The sequence below is a fragment of the Achromobacter pulmonis genome, assembly GCF_002885955.2.
GTDB classification, from domain to species: Bacteria; Pseudomonadota; Gammaproteobacteria; order Burkholderiales; family Burkholderiaceae_B; genus Achromobacter; species Achromobacter pulmonis_A.
In genome coordinates this window covers 183,201-207,364 of the sequence record NZ_POQS01000009.1, presented here as the reverse complement: position 1 = coordinate 207,364, position 24,164 = coordinate 183,201, and the positions used below count along the sequence as shown (strand labels likewise).

Genomic DNA, 24,164 nt, shown 5'->3' with positions numbered 1-24,164 from the left:
CGTTGCGCTTATGATGGCGCTCCTCATCAGGAAACCCCATGAATAAATTCGATCTGCAGAAAAACCAGGCCTTGAAACTGGCCGGCCAGCTCAAGCAGGCCGGCACGCCGGACCGCTACGGCAGCGCCTCGAACGCGCCCGACCGGCGCGAGCAGCGCAAGCTGGACCAGGCCGCCGGCCTGGTGCCGTTCCCGCTGAAGCTGTCGCAGGCCGACGCCGACCGGCTGCGCGCCGCGGCCGCCGAGCGCGGCGTGTCCACCAACGAGATCGTGGCCGAGGCGCTGCGCAAGGCGCTGGGCGCGTAACGCGATGCACATCTGGGTCGATGCGGACGCCTGCCCCGCGGTCATCAAGGACATCCTGTTCCGCGCCGCGCAACGCTGGCAGCGGCCGCTGACCCTGGTGGCCAACCAGCCGCTGCGCACCCCGCCCTCGCCGCTGATCCGCGCCGTGCAGGTGCCGCGCGGCTTCGACGTGGCCGACGCGCACATCGCCGAACGCGCCGCGCCCGGCGACCTGGTGATCACCGGCGACATCCCGCTGGCCGCGCAAGTCCTGGAAAAAGGCGCGATGGCGCTGAACCCGCGCGGGGAACGCTATACGCCCGACACCATCCGTGAACGGCTGGCGCTGCGCGACATGATGGAAGAACTGCGCGCCGGCGGCGTGGACACCGGCGGCCCCGCCTCGTTCAGCCACGCCGACCGCAAGGCCTTCGCCAACCAGCTCGACGCCCTGCTGTCGCGCGCGGCGCGCCAGCTCAATAAAACGTGATGTACGCCTTGTAGATAATGGTGCCCAGCGCCGTCACCAGGCCCAGCCCCATCAGCCCCATGCCGATATTGCGGTCACGCAGCCCGAAGCCCACCAGCATGAGGGCCACGGCCGTGACGATGATGATGATCATGGTATTGGTATTCGCGAACATCGCCATCTCCAGTTTGCGCGGGTTTATTGTGGATATGTCCCCGCGGTATCCATCATAGACAGCTGGCAGGCCGCGCGGCTCAATCGGCGCGCGCGGGGTTGTGCAATATCAACAATTGAGCCCGTAGAAGCCCGGGCCAGCCCAAAATCAGCTCTCGCCAGGCACTTTGAATGACTTGATGCGGCCATCCAGTTCGGCGGCTGATTTCTTCAGACGTTCCAGGTCGTCGCTCAGCAACTTGCTGATATGCGGAATGCCATTGGCGTCTTTACCGTCGAAATGGTTCAGAAAAAACTCGATGGCCTCCAGTGTTTCCTGCAAGCGGCGCCCGAATATCGGCTCATGATGGGCCACACGGTTACGGCTCTGATACAGGCGTTCAAGCTGCGTTGCGATGTCGGCGCGCGTCAGCCGCTTATCCGGGAAGATGTTTTTCAGGGGAGTCCAGAGCACGTTGGCATAGTCTTTCGAATATAGGCGCTTCCAAAAGAAAAAAGTCAGTTGCGCCATGACTTGGCCTACCGGGACAGCGATCTGTGCCTGCCTCGCCGCCACTAGACGCTGATACGCCATTTTTCCTGGGCCGGCAGGGGCGCCGCCAGGGATAAGAGAGTCGAGATGACGCTTCTGGGGCAGAGTCATCTTTGCGTATTTTTCCCGCCGCGCACTCTTTATCGCCTGCTTGATCTTGGCGGACTCGGATGGGACCCATACCAGGGTGGCGGGTGGGGCTATAAGCCAATCGGGCTGTCCGTAGTAGCCCTCCAATCTTTCATAGACGGCATTGCGTAAAGCCACCTCGATGACGGCCGTGACCATCATTAATTGCGACCCGAGGCGCAAGGTCTGCTGATGCAGCGAGATCGCCTCTCCCGTAGACCCCGTAATAGCCTGGAACGTAGCCAGCCGCTCAAGCGACAGAAACCGGACCAAATCGGCAAAATCTGCGTCATTAGACATGCGAGTTCCCCGCCCCTATAATCGGAAGTGAAAAGCCGCGAATCGTTGGCTAGCCTAGTACGAGACGTAGTCTCCAAGAGCGGACATCCGGCTTCCCTTATGCAGTACCCCGAAAGCGCCCTTACCAGGGCGCTTTCCCTTTTCGGCCCCTTGTTCAGTCCTCTTTCTGGTCCCTATTCCGGGTCGCTGAAACCGTTTTCCCCGCCTCACTGCAATGTGAAAAATCGTACCGGGACCTGATGCGCCTGAATACATCCACCCGTCCCGGTTCTTGTCGCCTTCGCGGTTTCCACTATCCCCAAGACCGCGCGAAAAACAAAAAAGCCAACCGCAAGGGTTGGCTATTTTTGCTGCGTCGTTTTACCTTGGACGCCGACAACGGCCGGCTGGTGGCCTGGCGTTGTCTCTCAAGGGTCTTTGGTGGGTAGTACTGGGTTCGAACCAGTGACCCCTGCCGTGTGAAGGCAGTGCTCTACCACTGAGCTAACCACCCCGAAAGAGGCGAAATATTAGCACGTTTTTTTGAACGTGTGCAAGTCACCCCGAAAAACTTCATGCGGCCGGCGCCGGCGCGTCCAGTTTACGCCAGATGCATTCGCCGCCCACGGCCTTGTCCAGCGCGGCCAGATAGGCTTCGTGCTCGGCCAGGTCTTCGTCGCCGGCCTTGATCACCGGCAGGCCGGAGGCGTCGAACCTGCCCAGCACCAGGCCGTCGGCGCCCGCCGAGTCGCCCTCCTCGACGTCGATCAGCAGCGCGTCCTGGCCGCGCGTCATGGCCAGCCAGACTTCCGCCAGCAGCTGCGAGTCGAGCAAGGCGCCGTGCAGCGTGCGGTGGGCGTTGGAAATGCCGAAACGGTCGCACAGCGCATCCAGCGAGTTGCGCTTGCCGGGGAACAGCGAACGCGCGTGCAGCAGCGAGTCGGTGACCGTCTCGCAGAAATCGCTGATCGGGCCGCGGCCGGTCCTGGCCAGTTCGGCGTTGAAGAATTTCACGTCGAACGCGGCGTTGTGCGCGATCAGCTCGGCACCCTGGATGAACTGCACGAATTCATCGGCGATGTCGGCAAAGCGCGGCTTGTCGGACAGGAATTCGGTGGTCAGGCCGTGCACCGCCAGCGCCTCGGGGTCGCTGTCGCGGTCCGGGTTCAGGTAGATGTGCAGGTTGTTGCCCGTGGCCATCCGGTTGACCAGCTCCACGCAGCCGATTTCGACGATGCGGTGGCCCTGGGCGGGATCCAGTCCCGTGGTTTCGGTGTCAAAGATGATCTGGCGCATAAAACTATTCCGACGCTTGGGCGGGCGCGGCCGGCGGCGTATGCGGGGACGGAACGGAATCCGCGGAATGCGCTGCGCTGCCGGCCTGGCCGGGTTTCTTGCGTGCGGTGGCGATGAGCGTGTAGGCCACCGGCACGACGAACAAGGTCAGTAGTGTACCCAGCATCAGCCCGCCCACCAGGACCCAGCCGATCTGCTGGCGCGATTCCGCGCCCGCGCCCGAGGACAGCGCCAGCGGCACGGTGCCCAGCACCATGGCGCCGGTGGTCATCAGGATGGGGCGCAGCCGCAGCACGCTGGCCTCGATGACGGCCTCGAACAGTTCCCTGCCCTCGTCGCGCAGCTGGTTGGTGAATTCGACGATCAGGATGCCGTGCTTGGTGATCAGCCCGACCAGGGTGATCAGGCCGATCTGGCTGTAGATGGACAGGGTGCCGCCGGTCAGCCACAGCGCCAGCAGCGCGCCGGTCATGGACAGCGGCACCGACAGCATGATGATGAACGGGTTGCGCCAGCTCTCGAACTGCGCGGCCAGCACCAGGTAGATGAAGGCCAGCGCCATCGCGAAGACCAGGTAGATGCTGCCCGAAGAGTCGCGGAACTCGCGCGACTGGCCGTCGAGGTCGGTGACGATGGTGTTGGGCAGCACGTCGCGCGCCACCTGGTGCATGTGCGCCAGCACCTCGCCCAGCGCGTAGCCCGGCGCCACGGCGCCGTCGATCTTGACCGCGCGCAGCCGGTTGAAGTGGTTCAGCGACTGCGGCGAAACGCCTTCGTGCACGCCCAGCAGGTTGTCCAGCTGCACCATGCTGCCGTCGCGCGCGCGCACGTAGATGCCGGAAATGTCGGTGGGATTGGCGCGGTCGCGCGGCGTGACCTGGACGATGACGTCGTACTGCTCGCCCTCGTCCTTGTAGCGGGTCACCTGGCGTCCGCCCAGCATGGATTCCAGCGTGCGCCCCACCGTGTCCACGTTGGCGCCCACGTCGGCCATCTTGTCTCGGTCCACGCGCACGCGCAGCTCGGGCGTGTTCAGGCGCAGGTCGGTGTCCAGGTTGATGAGGCCGGGATACTTGCGCAGCTCGGCCATGAATACGTCGGTCAGGCGCGCCAGCTCCACGTACGAGGCCTGGCTCATGATGATGAACTGCACCGGCTTGGAACGCGCGGACTGGCCCAGCGACGGCGGATTGGTGGGGAACGCCCGCACGCCCGGCAGCGAGGCGAACAGCGGCTGCAGCTCCTGGGTGATGGCCTGCTGACGGCGGCCGCGCTCTTCCCAGGGCTTGAGGCGCAGGATGGCGGTGCCGTCGGTCACGGTGGGAAAGCCCACGGTCACCTGGCTGCCGCTGGCCTCCGGGATATCGGCGTAGAACTTTTCGATGCCCAGCATGCTTTCCAGCGTGTAGTTCAGCGTGGCGCCCTCGGGCGAGCTGACGATGCCGAACACCACGCCGCGGTCCTCGACGGGGGCCAGTTCGCTCTTGACCACCTTGAACAGCACGCCGCTGGCGGCCGCCACCGCCAGGCCCACCGCCACCACGATCCAGCGATGGCGCAGCGAGGCCGCCAGCACCCGCCGGTAGCCATTGCTCAGGGCGTCGAGCCAGCCTTCGATCAGGTTGTACCAGCGGCTGTGGCTGCTCTGGTGGCGCAGCAGCACCGAACACATCATCGGGGTGAGCGTCAGCGCCACGAAGCCGGACACCAGCACCGCGCCGGCCAGCGCCAGCGCGAATTCGATGAACAGCCGCCCGGTGCGGCCCGTGGCGAACGCCAGCGGCGCGTACACGGTGACCAGCGTCATCGTCATCGCCACCACCGCGAAGCCGATCTCGCGCGAGCCGCGCAGCGCGGCCTCCTTGCGCGGCATGCCGTCCTCGATGTGGCGGAAGATGTTCTCCAGCACCACGATGGCGTCATCCACCACCAGGCCGATGGCCAGCACCATCGCCAGCAGGGTCAGCGTATTGATGGAAAAGCCGAACAGGTACATGAGCGCGCAGGCGCCCACCAGCGATACCGGGATGGTGACGATGGGAATGATGCTGGCGCGCAGGTTGCGCAGGAAGAAGAAGATCACCAGCACCACCAGCACGATGGCCTCGCCGATGGTGTTGAACACCGAGTCGATCGAGCGTTCGATGAACACCGACGAGTCGTAGGCGATGTTCAGCCGCATCCCCGCCGGCAGGTTCTCGTTCAGGCGCTCGACCTCCTCGCGGGCCGCCTTGGACAGCTCCAGCGGGTTGGCGGTGGACTGCCGCGTCAGGCCGATGTTGATCGCCGGCTTGCCGTTGAAGCGCGACAGGATGCGGTCGTTGGCCGCGGCGATTTCCACCTTGGACACGTCGCGCAGGCGCACGGGATAGCCCTTGACGTTGGCGACGATCACGTCCTCGAACTGCGCCGGCGTCTGCAGGTCGGTCGAGGACACGACCGAGAATTCGCGCGCCCGGGACTCGATGCGCCCGGCCGGGATTTCCACGTTCTGGCTGCGCAGCGCCGCCTCCACGTCCTGCACGGTCAGGCCGTAGGCGGCAAGCTTGTCGCGGTCCACGTAGATGCGCATGGACGGCAGGCGCTCGCCGAACACGCGCACTTCCGCCGCCCCCGGCAGCACCGACAGCCGGGTCTTGATGTAGCGGTTGATGTAGTCGGAAGTCTGGATCGCCGAGTACGTGCCGGACTCCACCGCGATGTAGATGATGGGCTGGGAGTCCGCCTCGACCTTGCCGATGATGGGCTCGTCGATCTCGTCGGGCAGGAAGCGGCGGGCGCGCGAGACCTTGTCGCGCACTTCGGCCGCGGCCGCGTCGGGATCGCGCGACAGGTTGAACTTGATGTTGATGAGGCTGCGTTCGGAGCGGCTGCGCGAAGTCATCACGTCCACGCCCTCGATGCCGGCGAGCTGGTCCTCCAGCGGCTTGGTCACCTGGGATTCGATCACCTCGGGCGAGGCGCCCTTGTAGGTGGTGTCCACCGAGACGATGGGCTCGTCGATCTTCGGATACTCGCGCACGGTCAGGCGCGAATACGAGATCAGGCCGATCAGCACGATGATCAGCGACAGGACCGACGCGAATACCGGCCGCTTGATACAGGTTTCCGAGATACGCATTGCGCCACCGCCCAAAAGAGAAAAAGGCCGGCTTCAGGCGCCGTTGCCCAGCACGGTCACGGCCGCGCCGTCCGTCACCCGCTGCAGGCCCGAGACCACCAGCTGGTCGCCCGCGGCCACGCCGGTCAGGATCTCCACGCGGCCTTCGCGGCGCTCGCCGATGGTGACCTCGCGCCGCTCGGCCACGCCGTCCCTGACCCGGTAAACGTACTGCGTCTCGCCCGAGGGCGAAAGCGCGGCTTCCGGCGCCACCAGCGCCTTGTCCTGGCTGAACAGCAACTGCACGCGGGCGAACATGCCCGGGCGCAGCACCGCGTCCTTGTTGGCGACGGTGGCGCGCAGCAGGATCGAACGGCCGCCGGCGTCGACCAGCGGGCTGACGGCGTAGACCATGCCCTGGCGCTCCTGGCCCGGCAGCGCGTCCAGGCGCAGGGTCAGCTGCTGGCCCACGCCCACCTTGCTCAAATACATTTCGGGCACGCGGAAATCCACCTTGAGCGGGTCGATCGCCTCCAGCGGCGCCAGGTCCTGGCCCTGGTTCACGTAGTCGCCCACCGACACGCTGCGCAGGCCCACGATGCCGCCGAACGGCGCGCTGATCGTCATTTTGTCCAGCCGCGCCTGCGCCAGCGCCACGGCCGCTTCCTGCACCTTCAGGTTGCTGGCGGCCTCGTCGCGCGCCTGCTGGCTGACGAAGCCCTTGCCCTGCAGCTCCACCGAGCGCCGGAAATGGCTTTGCGCCAGCGTGAGATTGGCCCGCGCCTGGGCCAGCTCGGCCCGCGGCACCGAATCGTCCAGGCGGATCAGCACCTCGCCCTGCCTGACCGGCTGGCCTTCCTTGAAGCCGATGGACTGGATGCGGCCGGCGACTTCCGGGCGCAGCACCACCGATTCGTCGGACCGCAGGCTGCCCACGGCCGACAGGCCGCGCGCGAACGGGATTTCCTTGACGGCGGCCACCTCGACCCGCACCGGCGCGGCAGGCGCGACGGGAGCCTGGGCGGCGGCCTGGACGGCGGGCGGCGCAGGCGCGAGCCAGCGCGGCACCAGCACGCCGAGCGCCGCTCCCGCAGCCAATCCCGCCGCTACGGCGGCCAGCAATACTGCTTTTTTCATGCGCGAATGTGGCGGTCGCGCGGCGCGGGCCGGGCGCCGCAGGAAGGGAGAATGAGGGTTGGCACTTTAGCACCCGGATTTACATACTGGAACAATCCAGAAGCCGGATGAAAGAACTAAATTCGCCCGATGAAGCGATTTAAGGGTATATCCCAATGCCCTGCGGGCCGGCGCCCGGGCGTTCAGGCGCGGCGGGCCGCTTCCACGCCCTGGTTGGCGAGCTGGTCGGCGCGTTCGTTGCCCGGGTCGCCGGCGTGTCCGCGGACCCAGCGCCAGGACACGGTATGGCGGCCCACCTGCTCGTCCAGCAGCTGCCACAGTTCGGCGTTCTTGACCGGTTTTTTGTCGGCCGTCATCCAGCCGCGCCGCTTCCAGTTGGCCAGCCACTCGGTCATGCCCTTCATGACGTACTGCGAATCGGTGTGGATGGTGACCGCGCAGGGGCGCTTGAGCGCGCGCAGCCCCTGGATGACCGCCAGCAGCTCCATGCGATTGTTGGTGGTCTGGAGTTCGCCGCCGTGCAGGGTTTTTTCGTGGCTGCCGGCGCGCATCAGCACGCCCCAGCCGCCCGGCCCCGGATTGCCCTTGCAGGCGCCGTCGGTCCACATTTCCACTTTCTGTTCGTTCGCTTTGCTGTCCTGCATGGTGCTGCCCGGAGTTCCTTCGTGCTTGATTCGTTGCCGGCCGGCCGCTCAGGAGCGGTCGTAGCCGTCGTCCGCCTGGCGGTTGACCACCACCGACGCGGCGCGCGCGCGCTTGGGCTTGGTCTTCCAGGCGGGGCCTATGATACGCATGCCGGCCACGCGCTTGACGGCGGACACCAGATAGACGGCCCCGCCCACGCTCCACCAGCGCGCGCCGGCGGACTCCAGGAAAGCCCAGCGCTGCAGCCATTTTTCGCTGCGGCAGGCCGGCGCATAGCAGCCGAAATGGCTTTGCTCGACCTCCAGCGACAGCAGCTTGAACCAGTCTTTCAGGCGCGGCAGCGACACCTGCGACGAGGGCGGCTGCGGCAGCCACGGCTCCATGCCCGGCATGCGCGTGCGCGCCCCCCACATGCTCCAGGGATTGAAGCCCGAGATCACCACGCGCCCTTCCGGCACCAGCACGCGCTCGACCTCGCGCAGCACGTTGTGGGGTTCCTGCGTGCATTCGAAGGCGTGCGGCAGGATCAGCAGGTCCACGCTCTGCGATTCGAACGGCAGGGCTTCGGGCTGGGCGATCACCACCCGCGACTGCCAGCCGGCCGCGCTCTCGGCCGAGGGCGCCTCGGTGCCCACGTATCCCTTGAACGGCATGCGGTTGGCGCCCAGCAGGTTCATGTCGGCCAGGCCGACCTGCCAGGCGTAATATCCGAATACGTCCGCGACAGCCGCGTCGAACTGCGCCCGCTCCCAGGCCAGAACGTATTGTCCCGGCGGCGTCTGGAACCATTCGGCCAGTTCTACAATCGGCGGAGTATCTTCTTCTGCCACGTTCTATCCTTCGAATCCCATGCAAGCCCTGACCGCCTCCGACGGCGGCCGCGAGCGCAACGCCGCGGTCTTGCCGCTACCCGCTTTCACCGACAACTACATCTGGGCGATCGTGCGCGACAGCCAGGCCGCCGTGGTCGATCCGGGCGAGGCCGGCCCGGTGCTGCGGCTGCTCGAGCAGCAAGGCCTGAGACTGCGCGCCATTCTACTCACGCACCACCACGGCGACCACGTCGGCGGCGTATCCGAATTGTCCCGCATCGAAGGCCTTACCGTATATGGCCCGGCGCAAGAACGCCTGCCGCGCTGCGACGTGCCGCTGGCGCAGGGCGACCGCGTACTGATACCCGAACTGGACCTGGACCTGGCCGTGCTGGACGTGCCCGGCCACACGGCCGGCCACATCGCCTACACCGGCCGGGCGGCCGGCGTGGAGCCGGTTCTTTTCTGCGGCGACACCCTGTTTGCCGGCGGCTGTGGCCGGCTGTTCGAAGGCACCCCCGCGCAAATGCTTGATTCCTTGGAAAAATTTTCTGTTTTACCGGCGGATACACAGGTTTTTTGCGCACACGAGTACACTCTAGCGAACTTGCGCTGGGCGTCGGCAGTCGTACCGGCCAACCGCAACCTGCAGCAATGGCATCAGCGGGCCCGGCAATTAAGAGCAGCAGGCCTTCCCACGCTTCCGTCGACCATCGGTCAGGAACGCGCGACGAACCCGTTTTTGCGCACGCAACAACCCGAGGTCGTCCGCGCCGCAGAGCGCTGGGCCGGCCACAGCCTTGCCACGCCGGTAGAGGTATTTGCCTCCCTTCGCGAATGGAAGAACGAATTCAAGTGACAGCCCGATGAATCTATCCCGACTCCTTCTGCCGCTGATGCTGGCAGTCCTCGCCGGTTGCGCAGGAACCAAATCCCCCGATAGCAAGAATCTCACCACCAATTCCCAAGGGCGCTACATCGCCCGCGACACTTCCCGGACGGTGGACCTCACCAATCCTCCCGCCGACGCCTGGGACCGCATCCGCCGCGGTTTCGCCATCCCCAACCTGAACACCGACCTCTCGCAGCAGTGGACCGACTACTACGCGGCCCACCCCGAGTCGGTGCAGCGCATGGCGGAACGCGCCGGCAAGTACCTGTATTTCATCGTCGACGAGATCAACCGCCGCGGCCTGCCCACCGAGCTGGCGCTGCTGCCCTTCGTCGAAAGCGCCTACAACCCCACCGCGCTGTCGCGCTCGCAGGCCTCGGGCCTGTGGCAGTTCGTGCCGGCCACCGGCCAGCATTTCAACCTCAAGCAGGACTGGTGGCGCGACGAGCGGCGCGACCCCATCGCCTCGACCAACGCGGCGCTGGACTACCTGGAAAAACTGTTCGAAATGCAGGGCGACTGGTATCTGGCCCTGGCCTCGTATAACTGGGGCGAAGGCTCGGTGCAGCGCGCCATGGCCAAGAACGAGGCCGCCGGCCTGCGCACCGACTACCTGTCGCTGAGCATGCCCGACGAGACCCGCAACTACGTGCCCAAGCTGCAGGCCATCAAGAACATCATCGCCGACCCGCAGCGCTATGCGGTGGCCCTGCCGCCGGTGGGCAACACGCCCTACTTCGTGACGGTGCAGAAGAACAGCGACATCGACCTCGAAATCGCCGCCAAGCTGGCCGAAATGCCGCTGGACGAATTCAAGGCGCTCAACCCTTCGTTCAACCGTCCGCTGATCCGCGGCGACCACGGCCCCACCCTGCTGCTGCCGGCCGACCGCGTCGAAATCTTCAACGCCAACCTGACCAACTACAAGGGCGACCTGAGCGCCTGGAAGGTCTACCACACGCGCCGCGGCGAATCCTACGCCTCGATCGCCAAGCGTTTCGGCGTGACCGAAAGCCGGCTGCGCCAGATCAACGACATCGGTTCGCGCCAGAAATCCGCTTCCGGCCAGTCCCTGCTGGTGCCGGGCGACAGCGCCGGCAACGTGCAGCTGGCCTCGCTGGCGCCGCCGGTGCTGGACGCGGCGCCCGCCGCCGAGAAGGCCCCGGCCACGCGCGGCCGCGCCCAGCAGGCGCCCGCCGCGCGCGTGGCAAGCGCCCGCGTCGCCAGCGCCCGACCCAACGTGCGCACCCACAAGGTGCGCCAGGGCGACACGCTGTACTCGCTGGCCAAGCAATACGGCACCTCGATCGACGCGCTGCGCGCGCTGAACAACCTCAAGGGCAGCGCGCTGAAGGTCGGCACGCCGCTGCGGGTCCCCGGCACCAACGCGCGGGGCTGAGCGCAACGGCACGGCAAAAGGGCGCACCCCGACGGGCGCGCCCTTTTCTTTTTAATGGAGGGGCCGCCAAACTCTTTAAAATAGGCGGTCTCCAGAAGGGAAAAAATCAAAGGATAGAAATATGGGCTTTCTCGCCGGCAAGCGCATCCTGGTCACCGGGGTGCTTTCCAACCGCTCCATCGCCTACGGCATCGCGCGCGCCTGTCACCAGCAAGGCGCCGAACTGGCGTTCACCTACGTGGGCGACCGCTTCAAGGACCGCGTGAGCGAATTCGCCGCCGAATTCGGCAGCAAGATCGTGCTGCCCTGCGACGTGGCCGAGGACAGCCAGATCGAAGCCGCCTTCGCCGAACTCGGCCAGCACTGGGACGGCCTGGACGGCCTGGTGCATTCCATCGGCTTCGCCCCGCGCGAAGCCATCGCCGGCAACTTCCTCGACGGCCTGTCGCGCGAAGCCTTCCGCGTGGCGCACGACATCTCGGCCTACAGCTTCCCCGCCATGGCCAAGGCCGCCCTGCCGCTCATGGAAGGCCGCAACGGCTCGGTGCTGACGCTGACCTACCTGGGCGCCGAGCGCGTGGTTCCCAACTACAACACCATGGGCCTGGCCAAGGCCTCGCTCGAAGCCAGCGTACGCTACCTGGCCACGGCGCTGGGCCCGCGCGGCATCCGCGCCAACGGCATTTCCGCCGGCCCGATCAAGACGCTGGCCGCCAGCGGCATCAAGGACTTCTCGGCCATCCTGAAGTTCGTCGAGGCCCAGGCGCCCCTGCGCCGAAACATCACCATCGAAGACGTGGGCAACGTCGCCGCCTTCATGCTGTCGGACCTGGCCGCCGGCGTGACGGGCGAAATCACCCACGTGGACGGCGGCTTCTCCACCGTCGTCCCGGGCATGGAAGACTGAAACCGGCGGCGCGTCCGGCCGCTCAGGCCGGACGCACCACCAGCGTCGAAACCTGCACGTCCACCGCGGTCATGAGTTTGTGGACCGGGCATTTCTCGGCCACCGCCAGCAGCTCGTCGATCTGCGCATCGGACAGCTCGCCATGCAGCGTCAGCTTGGCGGTCAGGCGGTAGATCCCCTTGCGCTCTTCGCTGTCGTCGCGCACCACCTCCACGCCCACCGATTCCAGCGGCAGCCCCTTGCGCTGCGAATACACCATCAGGGTCAGCGCCTTGCAGCCGCCCAGCGCAGTATCGAAGTAATCGTGCGGATCGGGGCCCTCGCCCTGCGGCTGCGGCATCGCCAGCGGAAGCTCATGGCCTTCGGCCGTGGCGGTGAACTGCAGGGTATTGGGCGCGTTCTGGCGCAAGCGGATGCTGCTCATGGGTGAAGTCTCCTGGCTGGGGTTCGGTGGATGGCCGCCGCGGCGGCCCCAATCGACGTTGTAACACCAGGCGGCGCTGCGCCACACCTGACTGGACGCTGAACTTCCTGATGCGGACACGGTCGGATATTTCTATCCGGAATACACCTATAGGGGGCCGCATGAGCGCCAGACAACTCCTCGATCAACTGCTGCAGTCCGGGCAAGGCCTGCTTTCCGACACCACCAGCCGCGTGCAGAACGCCACGGGCGGCAAGGGCTCGTCCTTCCTGACCGGCCTGGGCGGCGGCGCGCTCGGCGCGGGCGCGCTGGGGCTGCTACTGGGCAGCAAGAAGGCCCGCAAGATCGGCGGCAAGGTCGCCATGTACGGCGGCATGGCGGCGCTGGGCGCGCTGGCCTACCGCGCCTATGGCGACTGGCAGCGCAGCCAGGCCGGCGGCGCGGCTGCCCCCGCCCCCCAGACGCTGGACCGCCTGCCCGCCCCGCAGGCCGAGCAGCACAGCACCGCCGTGCTCACCGCCATGATCGGCGCGGCCAAGGCCGACGGCCACATCGGCCCGGAAGAACGCGCCCTGCTCGAAACCGAGCTGGCCAAGCTGTCCTCCGACGCGCAGGACCGGCAATGGCTGGAAACCGAACTCTCGCGTCCGCTGGACCCGGCCACCGTGGCCCGGTCGGCCCAGACCCCCGAAATGGCCGCCGAAATGTACCTGGCCAGCCTGCTGGTGGTGGACGAGGAAAGCTATATGGAGCGCGCCTACCTGGACGAACTGGCGCGCCAGCTCAAGCTGCAGCCCGGCCTCAAGGAACAGCTGGAGCAGCACGCCCGGACGGCGGCCGCCTAGTCCGCGCGCAGCCCGATCGCGGCGGTCAGCGCGCCGTAGCGCCGCATGTCCGCGGCGATCATGTCGTGGAACTCGCGCGGCGTGCTGGTGGCGGGCGTGAAACCCTGCTCGCGCAGCGCCGCCTGCATGGCCGGGCGCTGCACGATCTGCGCCACCGCCGCATTCAGCTTGGCCACCACCGCGGGCGGCGTGGCCGCCGGCGCCAGCAGCCCATGCCACTGGTCCAGCGCGTAGCCCTGCACGCCCTGCTCCGCCACCGTGGGCACGGTCGGCATCAGCGGCGAGCGCGCCGGCGACGTGACGGCCAGGGCCCGCAGCTTGCCGGCCGCGATCAGCGGGGCCGCGCTGGACGCGGTGACCACGCCCATTGCGACCTGACCCGCCGTGACGTCGGTCAGCGCCGGCCCGCAGCCCTTGTAGGGCACGTGCTGCAACGACGCGCCGGCCGCGCGCGCCAGCATCTCGCCGGCCAGGTGCTGCGGCGTGCCGTTGCCGCAGGACGCGAACGGCAGCGGCTGGCNTTGTAGGGCACGTGCTGCAACGACGCGCCGGCCGCGCGCGCCAGCATCTCGCCGGCCAGGTGCTGCGGCGTGCCGTTGCCGCAGGACGCGAACGGCAGCGGCTGGCCGGCGCGGGCGGCGGCCAGCGCGTCGTCCAGGCCGCGCAGGCCGGAATGCGCCGGCGCCACGAAAACCGAAGGCACGAAGGCCACGTTGATGACGGCCGCAAAGTCACGCGCCGGATCGAAACCCAGATGGCGGTAGACCCCGGGGTTGATGGCGAAGGAACTGTTGACCATCAGCAGCGTATAGCCATCGGGCGGCGACTCGGCCACGACGCGCGCGCCGATATTGCCGCTGGCGCCGGGGCGGTTTTCCACCACCACCGGCTGGCCCAGCGTCTCCTGCAGCTCGGCGCCGATGCGGCGCGCCAGCAGGTCGGTGCCGCCGCCGGGCGGAAAGGTCACGACGATGGTGATGGGATGGGCAGGATAGGCGGCGTCCTTGGGCGCTTCGCCGGACGGCGGGTTGCCGCAGGCGGCCAGCGACAGGACGAGCATCGGCGCCAGGGCGCGCAGCAGGCGTTTCATCTTGCGGACCGGTTGGTTGCGAGGCTCAGGCGTCCAGGCCGATGTCCAGCACCTTGGCGCTGTGCGTGATCCAGCCCACGGCGATCTGGTCCACGCCGGTGGCGGCCACCGCCGCCGCGGTTTCGGGCGTGATGCGGCCCGAGGCCTCGGTGATGGCGCGGCCGCGCGCCATGGCGACGGCGCGGCGCAGGTCGTCCAGGCTCATGTTGTCCAGCAGCACCACGTCCACGCCCAGCGAAAGCGCCACTTCCAGCTGCTCCAGCGTGTCCACTTCCAGCTCGATCTTCACCATGTGGCCGACGCCGGCGCGGGCGCGCTCGACCGCGATGGNCGGTTTCGGGCGTGATGCGGCCCGAGGCCTCGGTGATGGCGCGGCCGCGCGCCATGGCGACGGCGCGGCGCAGGTCGTCCAGGCTCATGTTGTCCAGCAGCACCACGTCCACGCCCAGCGAAAGCGCCACTTCCAGCTGCTCCAGCGTGTCCACTTCCAGCTCGATCTTCACCATGTGGCCGACGCCGGCGCGGGCGCGCTCGACCGCGATGGCGACGCCCCCGGCCAGGGCGATGTGGTTGTCCTTGATCAGCACCGCGTCGTCCAGGCCGTGGCGATGGTTGCTGCCGCCGCCCACGCGCACCGCGTACTTCTGCACCGCGCGCAGGCCCGGCATGGTCTTGCGCGTGCAGGTCACGCGCGCGCCGTAGCCCGCGATGGCGCGCGCGATCGAGGCCGTGGCGCTGGCCACGCCGCTCAGGTGGCAAAGAAAATTCAGCGCCACGCGCTCGGCGCTCAGCATGGCGCGGGCGTTGCCGCGGATGCGCGCGATTTCCGTGCCGGGCCGCAGGTCCGCGCCGTCGCGCTGGGACACCGCGAATTCGATGCCCGGGTCCATCGCGCGAAACGCCAGGCGCGCCAGGTCCAGCCCGGCCAGCACGCCGTCCTGGCGCGCCACCAGCCGGGTCTCGGCGAGGGCGTCGGCCGGGACGATGGCGTCGGTGGTCAGGTCGCCCGCGCGGCCCAGGTCTTCGAGCAGCGCCGCGCGCACCAGCGGCTCCAGCATGACTTCCGGCAAGGGGGGAACGGCCAGTCGGGAGACGGTCGAGGAGGCTGCGGCTTTAATGCTCATTTTGAGTATTTTGAGAGTAAAAAAAGGCGCGCAACGATTGCGCAGCACTTATGCTAAGACCGAGCATAAACCGTGTCAAGCCTCAGAGCGCGCGCGACAGCGGCAGTTTGCTGCCGGCGATGGCGCGTTCGATCAGCACGTCGCGCCGGAAGCGGAACAGCTTGGCGGGCCGCCCTGCCGTGCCGGTGGCCATCTCGCCGGTTTCCTCGACCAGCGCCTGCTGCTCGATCAGGCGGCGGAAATTCTGCTTGTGCAGGCCGCGTCCGGCCAGGGCCTCCACCGCCAGCTGCAGCTGCAACAGGGTGAACTGTTCGGGCATCAGTTCGAACACCACCGGCCGGTACTTGATCTTGGCGCGCAGCCGCGCGATGCCGGTGGCCAGGATGCGGCGGTGATCGTGGCGCATGGGCTCGCCCGGCACCACGGCGCCGCTGCCGCGGCCGCGCCGCGCCGCCTCGGGCACCAGCCCGGCCTCGAACAGCAGTTCGTAGCGCTGCAACACCATGTCCTCGTTCCAGGACGCGCCATCCAGCCCGAAGGTGACCGCCGCGCGCTGGCGGCGGCGCTTGCGCAGGGCCGCGTCGGCGCTGTCCTCGCACCAGGCGGCCAGCCGCGGCACGATCAGTTGCTCGACCAGCGCGGGCGTGCCGGCGCGCCGGTCCTCCCACGGAAAATAGCGATACCAGTCCTGCCAGCCCACCTGCGCCACGCCGGTCTCGCCGGCCTCGCGCGTCAGGCCCAGGTAGCTCACCGACATGACGCGCGCGCCCGATTCGTCGGAACGGTCGCCGTCGGCGAAGGTATAGAGCTGCTCCACATAGCCCAGCGGATGATGGGTCTGCGCTTCGACCCAGGCGCGCAGGCCGGCCTGCAGCGAACGGTGCGACAGTTCGAACGGCCCGGCCGGCAACGCGCGCGCATCCTCGGTCGTCAGCACCCGCGGCTCGCCGTTGGTGACGGCAACCAGCACGGCGACGAGTTCTGCATGAAGGGAGCGTTCGGCGGATTCGGTCAAAGTAGGCGTGTGGAAAAGAGTGAAGCCCGGTGTCCGGGCGGCGCGGCAAATTATAAGGTTCGGGCGCTGCAACAGCCCCTTGCAAACGTGACAGCCTGACGCGCCACGGCGGCGCCGCGCGGGCCTAAGATGGATGTGGAATCAGGCGCGCCGCCATCCCGGGGCGCCCGCAAGCGGAGCAATCGTCATGTTGAAAACTGCCCCAGATCCCAACCTCGCCAAACCCGCCGAAGCCGAGAAACCGGTCCCCGCCGATCCGCGCAAAGGCACTGAAATCATGCCCATGCCCGACGAACGCAACCCGCTGGTCGCCGGCATGCCGCGGCGCGGACGCGCCATCGTGGAGCCCGGCGAACCCGGCATCATCACGCCCGAGGACGACCTGCTCGACACCTCGTACGAACAGCGCAAGGGCTGAGCCCGTCAGGATGGCGAGATGATACCCGGGTCGCGAAAGCGCTGCGCCAGGATCTCGACGAACGCCTCGGTCACCGTCGATACCGCCGTCTGCGCCGGATAGGCCATGCACACGCGGACCGGCAGGCGCGGCGTGAACGGACGTATCGCCAGCCGGTCGGCGAACACCGCCGCAATGTACGGGTTGACCACGCCCAGCCCGTGGCCGGCGGCCGCCAGCGCGCAGATGGTCGAGGAATACGTGGTCTCGATCTCCGAGGCCGGCTGCACGCGGTGGGCCTGCATCGCGCCGCGCAACTGCAGGTAGACGTCGTCGTCCGCGTTCAGCACCAGCAGCCGGCGCGCGTTCAGGTCCAGGATGTCGATGCCGTCCTGCGCGGCCAGCGCGTGGTCCGGGCGCATCACGCAGACCGCCTCGCTCTCGTGCAGCACGTGCAGGTCCAACAGCGCGCCGTCCAGCGGCGCCGCCGTCACCACCACGTCGTAAGTGCCGTGCAGCAGCCCCTCGCGCAGGTACTGGCTGCCCATGGTCTGCATATTGATGTGGACCTCGGGATAGCGCTGCGCGAACGCCTCGACCGCGCCGGGCAGCACGCCCAGGCCCAGCGCCGGCGTGCAGGCCAGCCGCAGCACGCCGCTGCCGCTGCGCCGCATGGCGGCCAGGCGGTCCTCGATGCGTTCCAGGCCCACGAAATGGCGCTTGACCGTATCGAACAGGTCCTTGGCCTCGCGCGTGGGCCGCAGGCGGCCGCGCTCCATGTCGAACAGCTTCAGGCCGCTGGCCTGCTGCACCTGGCCCAGCAGGCGGCTGATGGACGGCTGCGTGGTGCGCAGCATCTGCGCCGCGCCGGTGGTGGTGCCGGCCAGCATCACCGCGTGGAAGGCTTCGATCTGGCGGAAATTCAGCGGTCGGCTCATGGGCGGCATAGAGTATGGCAATTCTGCATAGCCTATGCAAAAAAAAGAATTTTTTCAAATACATGCAGCCTCCTACACTGGGCTTCCCAGGGCGCCGGCAGACGCGCCCGCGATCCCAACTTTCCAGGGGAAGCCCCATGAATCCCAGCCGCTACTGGCGCAAGCTCGTTCAAACACTGTGCCTGGCCAGCGCCGCCGCCGCGCCGCTGGCCGCGCAGGCCCAGGCCAACTATCCCGACCACCCGATCCGCATCATCGTGCCGTTCACCGCGGGCGGCAGCTCCGACATCCAGGGCCGGCTGCTGGCCGAGCACCTGGGCAAGCTCTATGGACAGTCCGTGGTGGTGGAGAACCGGCCCGGCGCCGGCGGGCACATCGGCGGCAAGTTCGTGGCCGACTCCGGCCCGGACGGCTACACCCTGCTGCTGGGCTCCATCGGCCTGCACGCCACCTACGGCGTCTACTAAAGCCTCAACTACCGCCCGGCGCAGGACCTGAAGCTCATCACCGTCGTGGCCGAAATGCCGCACGTGGTGGTGGCCAACCCCTCGCTGCAGGCCAATACCCTGGCCGAACTGACCGCGCTGGCGCGCGCCCAGCCGGAGACACTGCACTTCGGTTCGGCGGGCGTGGGCTCGTCGGTGCACATGGTCGGCGAACTCTACAAAATGGCCGCGCAGGCGCCCACCGTGCACATTCCGTACCGCGGCAGCTCCGCCGCCACCAATGACCTGCTGGGCGGCCAGATCCAGCTGCTCTTCGAGAACGTGCCCACCACCATCGGCTATATCGAGGCCAAGAAGCTCAAGGCCCTGGCCATCACGGGCGCGACGCGCTCGCCCGCCCTGCCCGACGTGCCCACGGCCGCCGAAGCCGGCCTGCCCGGCCTGACGGCGACCTCGTGGACCACGCTGGCCGCCAGCAAGGACGTGCCCGACGCCCTCATCGAAAAAATCAGCGCGGACCTGCGCCGCGTCTACGCCGACCCGGCCTTCCGCGCCGGCCTGGAACGCCTGGGCATGACGCCGGTGGGCAACAGCCCGGCCGAAGCGCGCGAGTTCGTCGAACGCGAGCGCGCCCGCTGGAACAAAGTCATCGAAACCGAACACATCACCGCCGGCTGAGCGCCGCACCCTTGATTCTCATGAACCGCATGCTTGCCACGTCCACCGCCTGCCGCCGCCTGGGCGCCACGCCGCACCACCATTTCTTCGGCTACTACAACAAAACCGTCTGGCACCGAGACGGCCGCTATCTGCTGGCCAATCGCACCGCCTTCAAGGACGCCCGGCTCACGCCCGAACTGAGCGCCGAAGTGGGCTACTTCGACCTGCACGACGGCGACCGCTACCATGCCGTGGGGACCACCACGGCATGGAACTGGCAGATGGGCTGCCAGCTGCAATGGCTAGACGGCCTGGCCGAACCGCAGCTGATCTACAACTGCCGCAGCGGCGACGACAGCGGCGTGTATCCCGGCTTCCGCTCGGCCATCCACAACCTCGCCACCGGCCAGACGCGCATCCTGCCGCTACCCATCTACGTGGCCGCGCCCGACAGCCGCTACGCGCTTTGCGTGGACTACCGCCGGCTCTACATCACGCACCAGACCATCGGCTACAGCGAACACGCGCCCGGCCCGGTGGCCAACGCGCCGGCCGACGACGGCATCCGCCGCCTCGACCTGGACAGCGGCGAGCACCGGCTCCTGGTCAGCTACGCCGACCTGCGCAACTTCCATCCGCGCGATTCGATGGCGCGCGCCATCCACTGGGTCAGCCACATCGAGGTCAACCCGTCCTCCACCCGCATCCTGTTCCTGCACCGCTGGACCGAACGCGTCGAGGACGAGACCTGCTTTCTGCACCGGCTGATCACCATGAACGCCGACGGCAGCGACATGCGCCTGCTGGAATGCTCCGACCATCCGCTGCCGCAACTGGCCGACGACTTCGACCCCACCGCGGTCGGCACCTTCGACTACGAAAAGTCCGAATACCAGATCTCGCATCCGCTGTGGCGCGACGACCGCAGCATCATCGTCTGGGGCCCGCACGCCGGCAGCATCCACTACCATCTCTACGAGGACGCGCCCGACGGCCGCGTCGAGGTCGTGGGCGACGGCGTGCTGACCGAGAACGGCCACATGACCTTCTCGCCGGTGAACCCGCGCTGGCTGCTCAGCGACACCTATCCCGACTCGCGCACCCACGAGCGCGTGCTGTTCCTCTACGACATGCACAGCGGCCAGCGCCACGCCCTGGGCAGCTTCTACGCCGATCCCGCGCTGTCCAAGGAAAACCGCTGCGACCTGCATCCCCGCTGGAGCCGCGACGGCACCCAGGTCTGCATCGACTCCGTGCATGAAGGCGAACGCCAGATGTACGTGCTGGACGTCGCTCCCATCGTCGGCCAGTCTCTCCAAACGATGTAATCCCACCGGCCCGCTACTCGCGGGCCGAGCCTCCCGCCAGAATGTGAACGCGGCATCTGGAATTCATCCATCCGTCACCCCGGTGTCATGCGCAGCTTCTAACCTCGCTGCCGCAATCCTGACAAATAACTTAGCGAATTGTTCGCTACTCTATTGAGGTTGGAATGTCCTACTTGACCGACAAACTGCGCGCCCCCCACCGTGAAGCCCAGGGAGAAGTCACGGTTCCGGGCCAGATGCTGGAAGACATCGTCGCCGCGAACCCGGAACGCCGCACATTGTTGAAGAACAGCTTCGGCCTGTCGATGCTGTCGGTATTCGGCGCCTCCTCGCTGCTGACGGCCTGTGGCGGCGATGACGATGACGACGACGCGCCCTCCAACGGCGGCGACGGCGGCGGCGACACCGGCGAAGGCACCACGCCCACCCCGACGCCGGAACCGGAGCCGGCAGGCCCCGACTACTCCGTCACGTTCAAGCCCCTGGAAGACAAGATCGTCGCCGACACCGTCACGGTGCCCGAAGGCTACGTGGCCGAGGTGCTGTACTCGGCCGGCGACAAGTGCGTGATCGGTTCGGTCGGCTACACCGGCATTCCGCAGTCCTACCCCGCCACCGAAACCCAGTCCGGCGGCCAGCACGATGGCATGCACTTCTACCCGCTCGAAGGCGTGGACCCCAACCAGGGCGGCCTGCTGGTGGTGAACCACGAAGCCCTCGACGACGCCACCCTGGACCAGAGCGTCGAAGGCCTGAAGACCCGGCTGTCGAACGTCGGCGTATCCGTCGTCGAAATCGCCCGCGCCGCCGACGGCAAGTGGTCGGTCAAGACCGACTCGCGCTACAACAAGCGCTACACCGGCAACACGGTCTACAACGTCAGCGGCCCGGCCAAATCGGTGGTCGGCGCCACCGTCGTCGGCACCCTGAACAACTGCTCCAGCGGCAACACGCCGTGGGGCACGTACCTGACCTGTGAAGAAACGCTGAACAACTACCACTACAAGTCCGGCGACGCCGGCCAGCCGGCCGACGAAGGCTATGGCTGGGTGGTGGAAATCGATCCGCAGAATCCCGGCTCGACCGCCGTCAAGCGCACCGCCATGGGCCGCTTCAGCCACGAGAACACGGCCTACATGCTGGACGAGAACAACCGCGTCGCGTTCTACATGGGCGACGACACCACGCCCGGCTGCATCTACAAGTTCGTGCCCAGCAAGCCCTACGACCCGGCCAACCGCGCCAACAACATGAACCTGCTCGACGAAGGCACGCTGTACGCCGCGCGCTTCAACGACGACGGCAGCGGCAACTGGGTCGAGCTGACCGTGGGCAAGAACAACCTCACGACCGGCGCCACCGATCCGGGCAACTTCACCCAGGTCGCCAGCGGCACCGTCATCACCGGCACGCTGGTCGACTTCAACACGCAGGCCGACGTGCTGGTCAAGACCCAGGCCGCCGCCCGCGTGGCCGGCGCCACGCTGATGGACCGCCCCGAGTGGATCACGGTCGGCGTGGACAAGACCGTGTACTGCACGCTGACCAACAACAGCCGCCGCCAGCGCACCAGCGCCGCCAACCCGCGCGTGAACAACTCGCACGGCCAGATCATCCGCTGGCACGAGCGCGGCGATTCGCCGCTGGCGACGACCTTCGAATGGGACCTGCTGCTGCTGGCCGGCCGCGACCCCGCCGACGGCGCGGCGCCCAACCTGACCGGCAACGTCAACGGCGACACCTTCTCCAGCCCGGACGGCATCCGCGTCGACCCCAAGGGCCGCCTGTGGGTGCAGACCGACGCCGGCACCGGCACGTCGACCACCGATTTCTTCGGCAACAACTCGATGTACTACATCGACCAGCAGACCGGCGAATCCAAGCGTTTCCTGGTCGGCCCGCTGGGCTGCGAAATCACCGGCATCGCCTACACGCCCGACCTGACGGCGTTCTTCATCAACATCCAGCACCCCAACGCCAGCTGGAACACGCTGCGCGCCGGCGGCGGCGACGCCCGCTCGGCCACGATCGTCGTGCGCCGCACCGACGGCAAGCCGGTCGGCGCCTAAGTCCCGGATGGCGGCTGAGGCCCCGCCTGATGGGTTTCGCGCGTTGACTATTCGGGTTCTTGCTTAAGGATGCTAGCGCTGCACCCATCCTACGAACCGGTGCCGTAGGATGGGTGCAGCGCGGCACCCTCGTCGCAGGATAACCGCTGCCCGTCGCGCGTAACCCATCGATCGGCGGATGCAAACAAAAAGCCCCTGATCTCGATGAGATCAGGGGCTTTTATGAATTCCTGGCGCAGAGGGGGATTCAAATAATCATCTGAAACCCTAAAAAACTATAGGGCTCTTCTTTACTCATTTTTTAGATACCCCCAAAAATACCCCCAGACAAAGATCGCTGACACCATTAACATCTAGGTACTTTTTTAAACATCAGAGACCCAAGAGATAGACGATGACCAACAATCCCCCGCCCGTCCCTACCTCTCGTTTCTCGTCTCGAACTTCCCGCCTGTTGCCTATATCCCTTGCCATAGCACTACTGGCGGGTTGCGCTGCCCCTCCCACGGACCAGCTAAGAGCCGAAGTCGAGCCTATGCAATTCACTACGGCCAAACAGGCTGTCGAAGTAATCGACTGCGTTGTTCCCGCTTGGGAAGGCATGTTAATAAATAATTTTGTCTATGTCCGTCCGACTGGAGGCGGGTATCGAATAGATAAAACCAGCGATCTCGGCCACCTGTATGCCTCGTTAGATCTCAAACCCAACAATGATCAAATAGCGGTATCCCTTTGGATCATCAAGCGCTATCTCTGGAGCAAAACTCAAAGAAAGGAACTGGCTGACGCCGTACGTGAATGCCTGTAACTTCTTCAAGAACTGCGCCAACTTGGATAACCGACTACAAAGCTAGAGAGAAGATGGAATCACCGGACGCTTACGGAAAAAAAAGCTGTTTCCTATATAACCGGACCCGACGTAACGGCCCATTAGGGACTCGCTCCTATGGGGAAACGAATGCGTAAGCCGTTGACTGCGTTGAGTTGCCTCACCATTGGCCTTCTAGCAGGTTGCGAAAAGGGGAAGCCCCCCGAAGAGCTGCTAATCGAGTCTGCCCAGCAAGTCGTCGCGACCCAATTGAAAGATCCGCTATCCGCACAATTTCGCAACATGCAAGGAAGCGAAGGGGCTCTGATGGTATGCGGGGAAATTAACGCCAAAAATGGAATGGGAGGCTATGTTGGCTTCAAGCGCTTCATGGTAGGCGGTGAGGTTGATACCACGTCCCATACCTTCAAAGCTGGAGCAATCGCACTCATAGAACCGCCCAAGCCGCCTGTAGACACGTCCGATCTGAAAGCGCCCGTGACGAAGGAGCGACTAGACCGCATGGTAGACGACGTTTACAAGCTAACTGAATATGAAAAAGCTCTGAACGTTCTGGACAAATGCGAAAAAATCGTTTCTGCAACGAAGCTTCTCGACGGGCTAGATCGTGACGCCAACAGAACTTTTCTTGATAAAGTAAGCAACTTCTTCAGGGGCAATAAAGACTAGAGCACGGCATACCACCGCGGCCCTGGAGGCGAAAAAAATGATAGGGCTCAGTTTGATTCTCGGTGCGCAAAAAAAACATAGAGTCACCGCACGAGGAGGGAGTCACAACGTCTCACTAGCGATTTTTACTTTCTCGACTCCTTACCCTCATCATTCGGCGGTCCTACGGCAGATCACGGCTTAATGGTGCTTATTACGGCACGTCACAGTCGCCCAACGCCATTCGCAAAGCCTCGATGCGTTGCGACCAAATAGTCTCAGGGCACCACCAAGAT

General features: G+C 66.3%; 21 protein-coding genes, 1 tRNA gene and 4 pseudogenes. 12 read left to right on the top strand and 14 right to left on the bottom strand.

All coding sequences use genetic code 11. The features are described 5' to 3' along the window. The first annotated feature begins 38 nt into the window (after window positions 1-38). Window positions 39-305 carry a ribbon-helix-helix protein, CopG family gene (locus C1I89_RS29565; RefSeq protein ID WP_102775832.1) on the top strand — a complete coding sequence of 89 codons (267 nt, stop codon included), beginning with the start codon at window positions 39-41 and terminating at the stop codon, window positions 303-305. 4 nt (window positions 306-309) lie between these two features. Next, window positions 310-774: a YaiI/YqxD family protein gene (locus C1I89_RS29560; RefSeq protein ID WP_102775831.1), complete on the top strand. Its 465-nt coding sequence runs from the start codon at window positions 310-312 to the stop codon at window positions 772-774. Here the strand turns inward: C1I89_RS29560 and C1I89_RS34715 are convergent. From C1I89_RS34715 to C1I89_RS29525, 8 genes are all read right to left on the bottom strand, one after another. Continuing rightward, window positions 761-928 (bottom strand): hypothetical protein, encoded by a 168-nt coding sequence (locus C1I89_RS34715; protein ID WP_168202271.1) that lies wholly within the window; start codon window positions 926-928, stop codon window positions 761-763. The genes C1I89_RS29560 and C1I89_RS34715 overlap by 14 nt on opposite strands. Window positions 929-1,075: 147 nt before the next feature. Next, complete coding sequence (locus tag C1I89_RS29555) at window positions 1,076-1,888, bottom strand: hypothetical protein (protein WP_102775830.1); 813 nt, start codon at window positions 1,886-1,888, stop codon at window positions 1,076-1,078. 418 nt (window positions 1,889-2,306) lie between these two features. Next, a tRNA-Val gene (locus C1I89_RS29550) sits at window positions 2,307-2,381 on the bottom strand. A gap of 59 nt (window positions 2,382-2,440) precedes the next feature. Continuing rightward, entirely contained in the window at window positions 2,441-3,163 is a 723-nt protein-coding gene (gene dnaQ, locus C1I89_RS29545; protein ID WP_102775829.1) for a DNA polymerase III subunit epsilon, read from the bottom strand. A 4-nt stretch (window positions 3,164-3,167) separates the two neighbouring features. Beyond that, window positions 3,168-6,284, bottom strand: coding sequence for an efflux RND transporter permease subunit (locus tag C1I89_RS29540; protein ID WP_102775828.1), 3,117 nt, complete (start codon window positions 6,282-6,284; stop codon window positions 3,168-3,170). A 33-nt stretch (window positions 6,285-6,317) separates the two neighbouring features. After that, a complete protein-coding gene (locus C1I89_RS29535) occupies window positions 6,318-7,400 on the bottom strand; it encodes an efflux RND transporter periplasmic adaptor subunit (RefSeq protein WP_102775827.1) in 1,083 nt (360 codons plus the stop codon). Between the two features lie 182 nt (window positions 7,401-7,582). After that, window positions 7,583-8,044 (bottom strand): ribonuclease HI, encoded by a 462-nt coding sequence (gene rnhA, locus C1I89_RS29530; RefSeq protein ID WP_102775826.1) that lies wholly within the window; start codon window positions 8,042-8,044, stop codon window positions 7,583-7,585. Window positions 8,045-8,092: 48 nt separating this feature from the next. Next, window positions 8,093-8,875, bottom strand: coding sequence for a class I SAM-dependent methyltransferase (locus tag C1I89_RS29525; protein WP_102775825.1), 783 nt, complete (start codon window positions 8,873-8,875; stop codon window positions 8,093-8,095). A gap of 19 nt (window positions 8,876-8,894) precedes the next feature. On the opposite strand from C1I89_RS29525, the gene gloB reads away from it, so the two are divergent. The 3 genes from gloB (at window position 8,895) to fabI (ending at window position 12,055) form a co-directional block, all read left to right on the top strand. Then, window positions 8,895-9,716, top strand: coding sequence for a hydroxyacylglutathione hydrolase (gene gloB, locus C1I89_RS29520; protein ID WP_102775824.1), 822 nt, complete (start codon window positions 8,895-8,897; stop codon window positions 9,714-9,716). A 7-nt stretch (window positions 9,717-9,723) separates the two neighbouring features. Beyond that, window positions 9,724-11,148: a transglycosylase SLT domain-containing protein gene (locus C1I89_RS29515; protein ID WP_102775823.1), complete on the top strand. Its 1,425-nt coding sequence runs from the start codon at window positions 9,724-9,726 to the stop codon at window positions 11,146-11,148. Window positions 11,149-11,269: 121 nt separating this feature from the next. Next, window positions 11,270-12,055, top strand: a complete 786-nt coding sequence (gene fabI / locus C1I89_RS29510; protein WP_102775822.1) for an enoyl-ACP reductase FabI — start codon at window positions 11,270-11,272, stop codon at window positions 12,053-12,055. A gap of 22 nt (window positions 12,056-12,077) precedes the next feature. Here fabI and C1I89_RS29505 read toward each other — a convergent pair whose 3' ends face one another. Beyond that, the gene (locus C1I89_RS29505) at window positions 12,078-12,479 is read right to left on the bottom strand and encodes an OsmC family protein (RefSeq protein ID WP_102775821.1); all 402 of its coding nucleotides are present in this window, start codon (window positions 12,477-12,479) and stop codon (window positions 12,078-12,080) included. Window positions 12,480-12,640: 161 nt separating this feature from the next. Between C1I89_RS29505 and C1I89_RS29500 the strand changes: the two genes are divergently transcribed. After that, on the top strand, window positions 12,641-13,324 hold the full coding sequence (locus tag C1I89_RS29500; protein WP_102775820.1) for a tellurite resistance TerB family protein: 684 nt from the start codon (window positions 12,641-12,643) through the stop codon (window positions 13,322-13,324). On the opposite strand, the pseudogene C1I89_RS34710 reads toward C1I89_RS29500, so the two are convergent. The 4 genes and pseudogenes from C1I89_RS34710 to C1I89_RS29475 form a co-directional block, all read right to left on the bottom strand. Then, window positions 13,321-14,414, bottom strand: a pseudogene (locus tag C1I89_RS34710) (tripartite tricarboxylate transporter substrate-binding protein). The gene C1I89_RS29500 and the pseudogene C1I89_RS34710 overlap by 4 nt on opposite strands. A gap of 25 nt (window positions 14,415-14,439) precedes the next feature. Continuing rightward, window positions 14,440-14,739: pseudogene (locus C1I89_RS29485) on the bottom strand (carboxylating nicotinate-nucleotide diphosphorylase); the annotation flags it as partial. Window positions 14,740-14,746: 7 nt separating this feature from the next. Beyond that, window positions 14,747-15,538 (bottom strand): annotated as a pseudogene (gene nadC / locus C1I89_RS29480) (carboxylating nicotinate-nucleotide diphosphorylase); the annotation flags it as partial. An 82-nt stretch (window positions 15,539-15,620) separates the two neighbouring features. Then, window positions 15,621-16,553: an NUDIX hydrolase gene (locus tag C1I89_RS29475; protein WP_102775819.1), complete on the bottom strand. Its 933-nt coding sequence runs from the start codon at window positions 16,551-16,553 to the stop codon at window positions 15,621-15,623. A 187-nt stretch (window positions 16,554-16,740) separates the two neighbouring features. Here C1I89_RS29475 and C1I89_RS29470 point away from each other — a divergent pair, with 187 nt between their 5' ends. Continuing rightward, window positions 16,741-16,971 carry a hypothetical protein gene (locus C1I89_RS29470; RefSeq protein ID WP_102775818.1) on the top strand — a complete coding sequence of 77 codons (231 nt, stop codon included), beginning with the start codon at window positions 16,741-16,743 and terminating at the stop codon, window positions 16,969-16,971. Window positions 16,972-16,976: 5 nt separating this feature from the next. Here C1I89_RS29470 and C1I89_RS29465 read toward each other — a convergent pair whose 3' ends face one another. Continuing rightward, window positions 16,977-17,888: a LysR substrate-binding domain-containing protein gene (locus tag C1I89_RS29465; protein ID WP_102775817.1), complete on the bottom strand. Its 912-nt coding sequence runs from the start codon at window positions 17,886-17,888 to the stop codon at window positions 16,977-16,979. Window positions 17,889-18,025: 137 nt separating this feature from the next. Here C1I89_RS29465 and C1I89_RS29460 point away from each other — a divergent pair. The 5 genes and pseudogenes from C1I89_RS29460 to C1I89_RS34210 all read left to right on the top strand — a co-directional run bounded on the left by C1I89_RS29460 (window position 18,026) and on the right by C1I89_RS34210 (window position 23,889). Then, window positions 18,026-19,012 (top strand): annotated as a pseudogene (locus C1I89_RS29460) (Bug family tripartite tricarboxylate transporter substrate binding protein). Window positions 19,013-19,032: 20 nt separating this feature from the next. Further along, entirely contained in the window at window positions 19,033-20,322 is a 1,290-nt protein-coding gene (locus C1I89_RS29455; protein ID WP_102775816.1) for a hypothetical protein, read from the top strand. A 164-nt stretch (window positions 20,323-20,486) separates the two neighbouring features. After that, window positions 20,487-22,391 (top strand): PhoX family protein, encoded by a 1,905-nt coding sequence (locus tag C1I89_RS29450; RefSeq protein ID WP_102775815.1) that lies wholly within the window; start codon window positions 20,487-20,489, stop codon window positions 22,389-22,391. 535 nt (window positions 22,392-22,926) lie between these two features. Then, a complete protein-coding gene (locus C1I89_RS34215) occupies window positions 22,927-23,199 on the top strand; it encodes a hypothetical protein (RefSeq protein ID WP_146196955.1) in 273 nt (90 codons plus the stop codon). Window positions 23,200-23,349: 150 nt separating this feature from the next. Next, a complete protein-coding gene (locus C1I89_RS34210) occupies window positions 23,350-23,889 on the top strand; it encodes a hypothetical protein (RefSeq protein ID WP_146196954.1) in 540 nt (179 codons plus the stop codon). The last annotated feature ends 275 nt before the right edge of the window (window positions 23,890-24,164 follow it).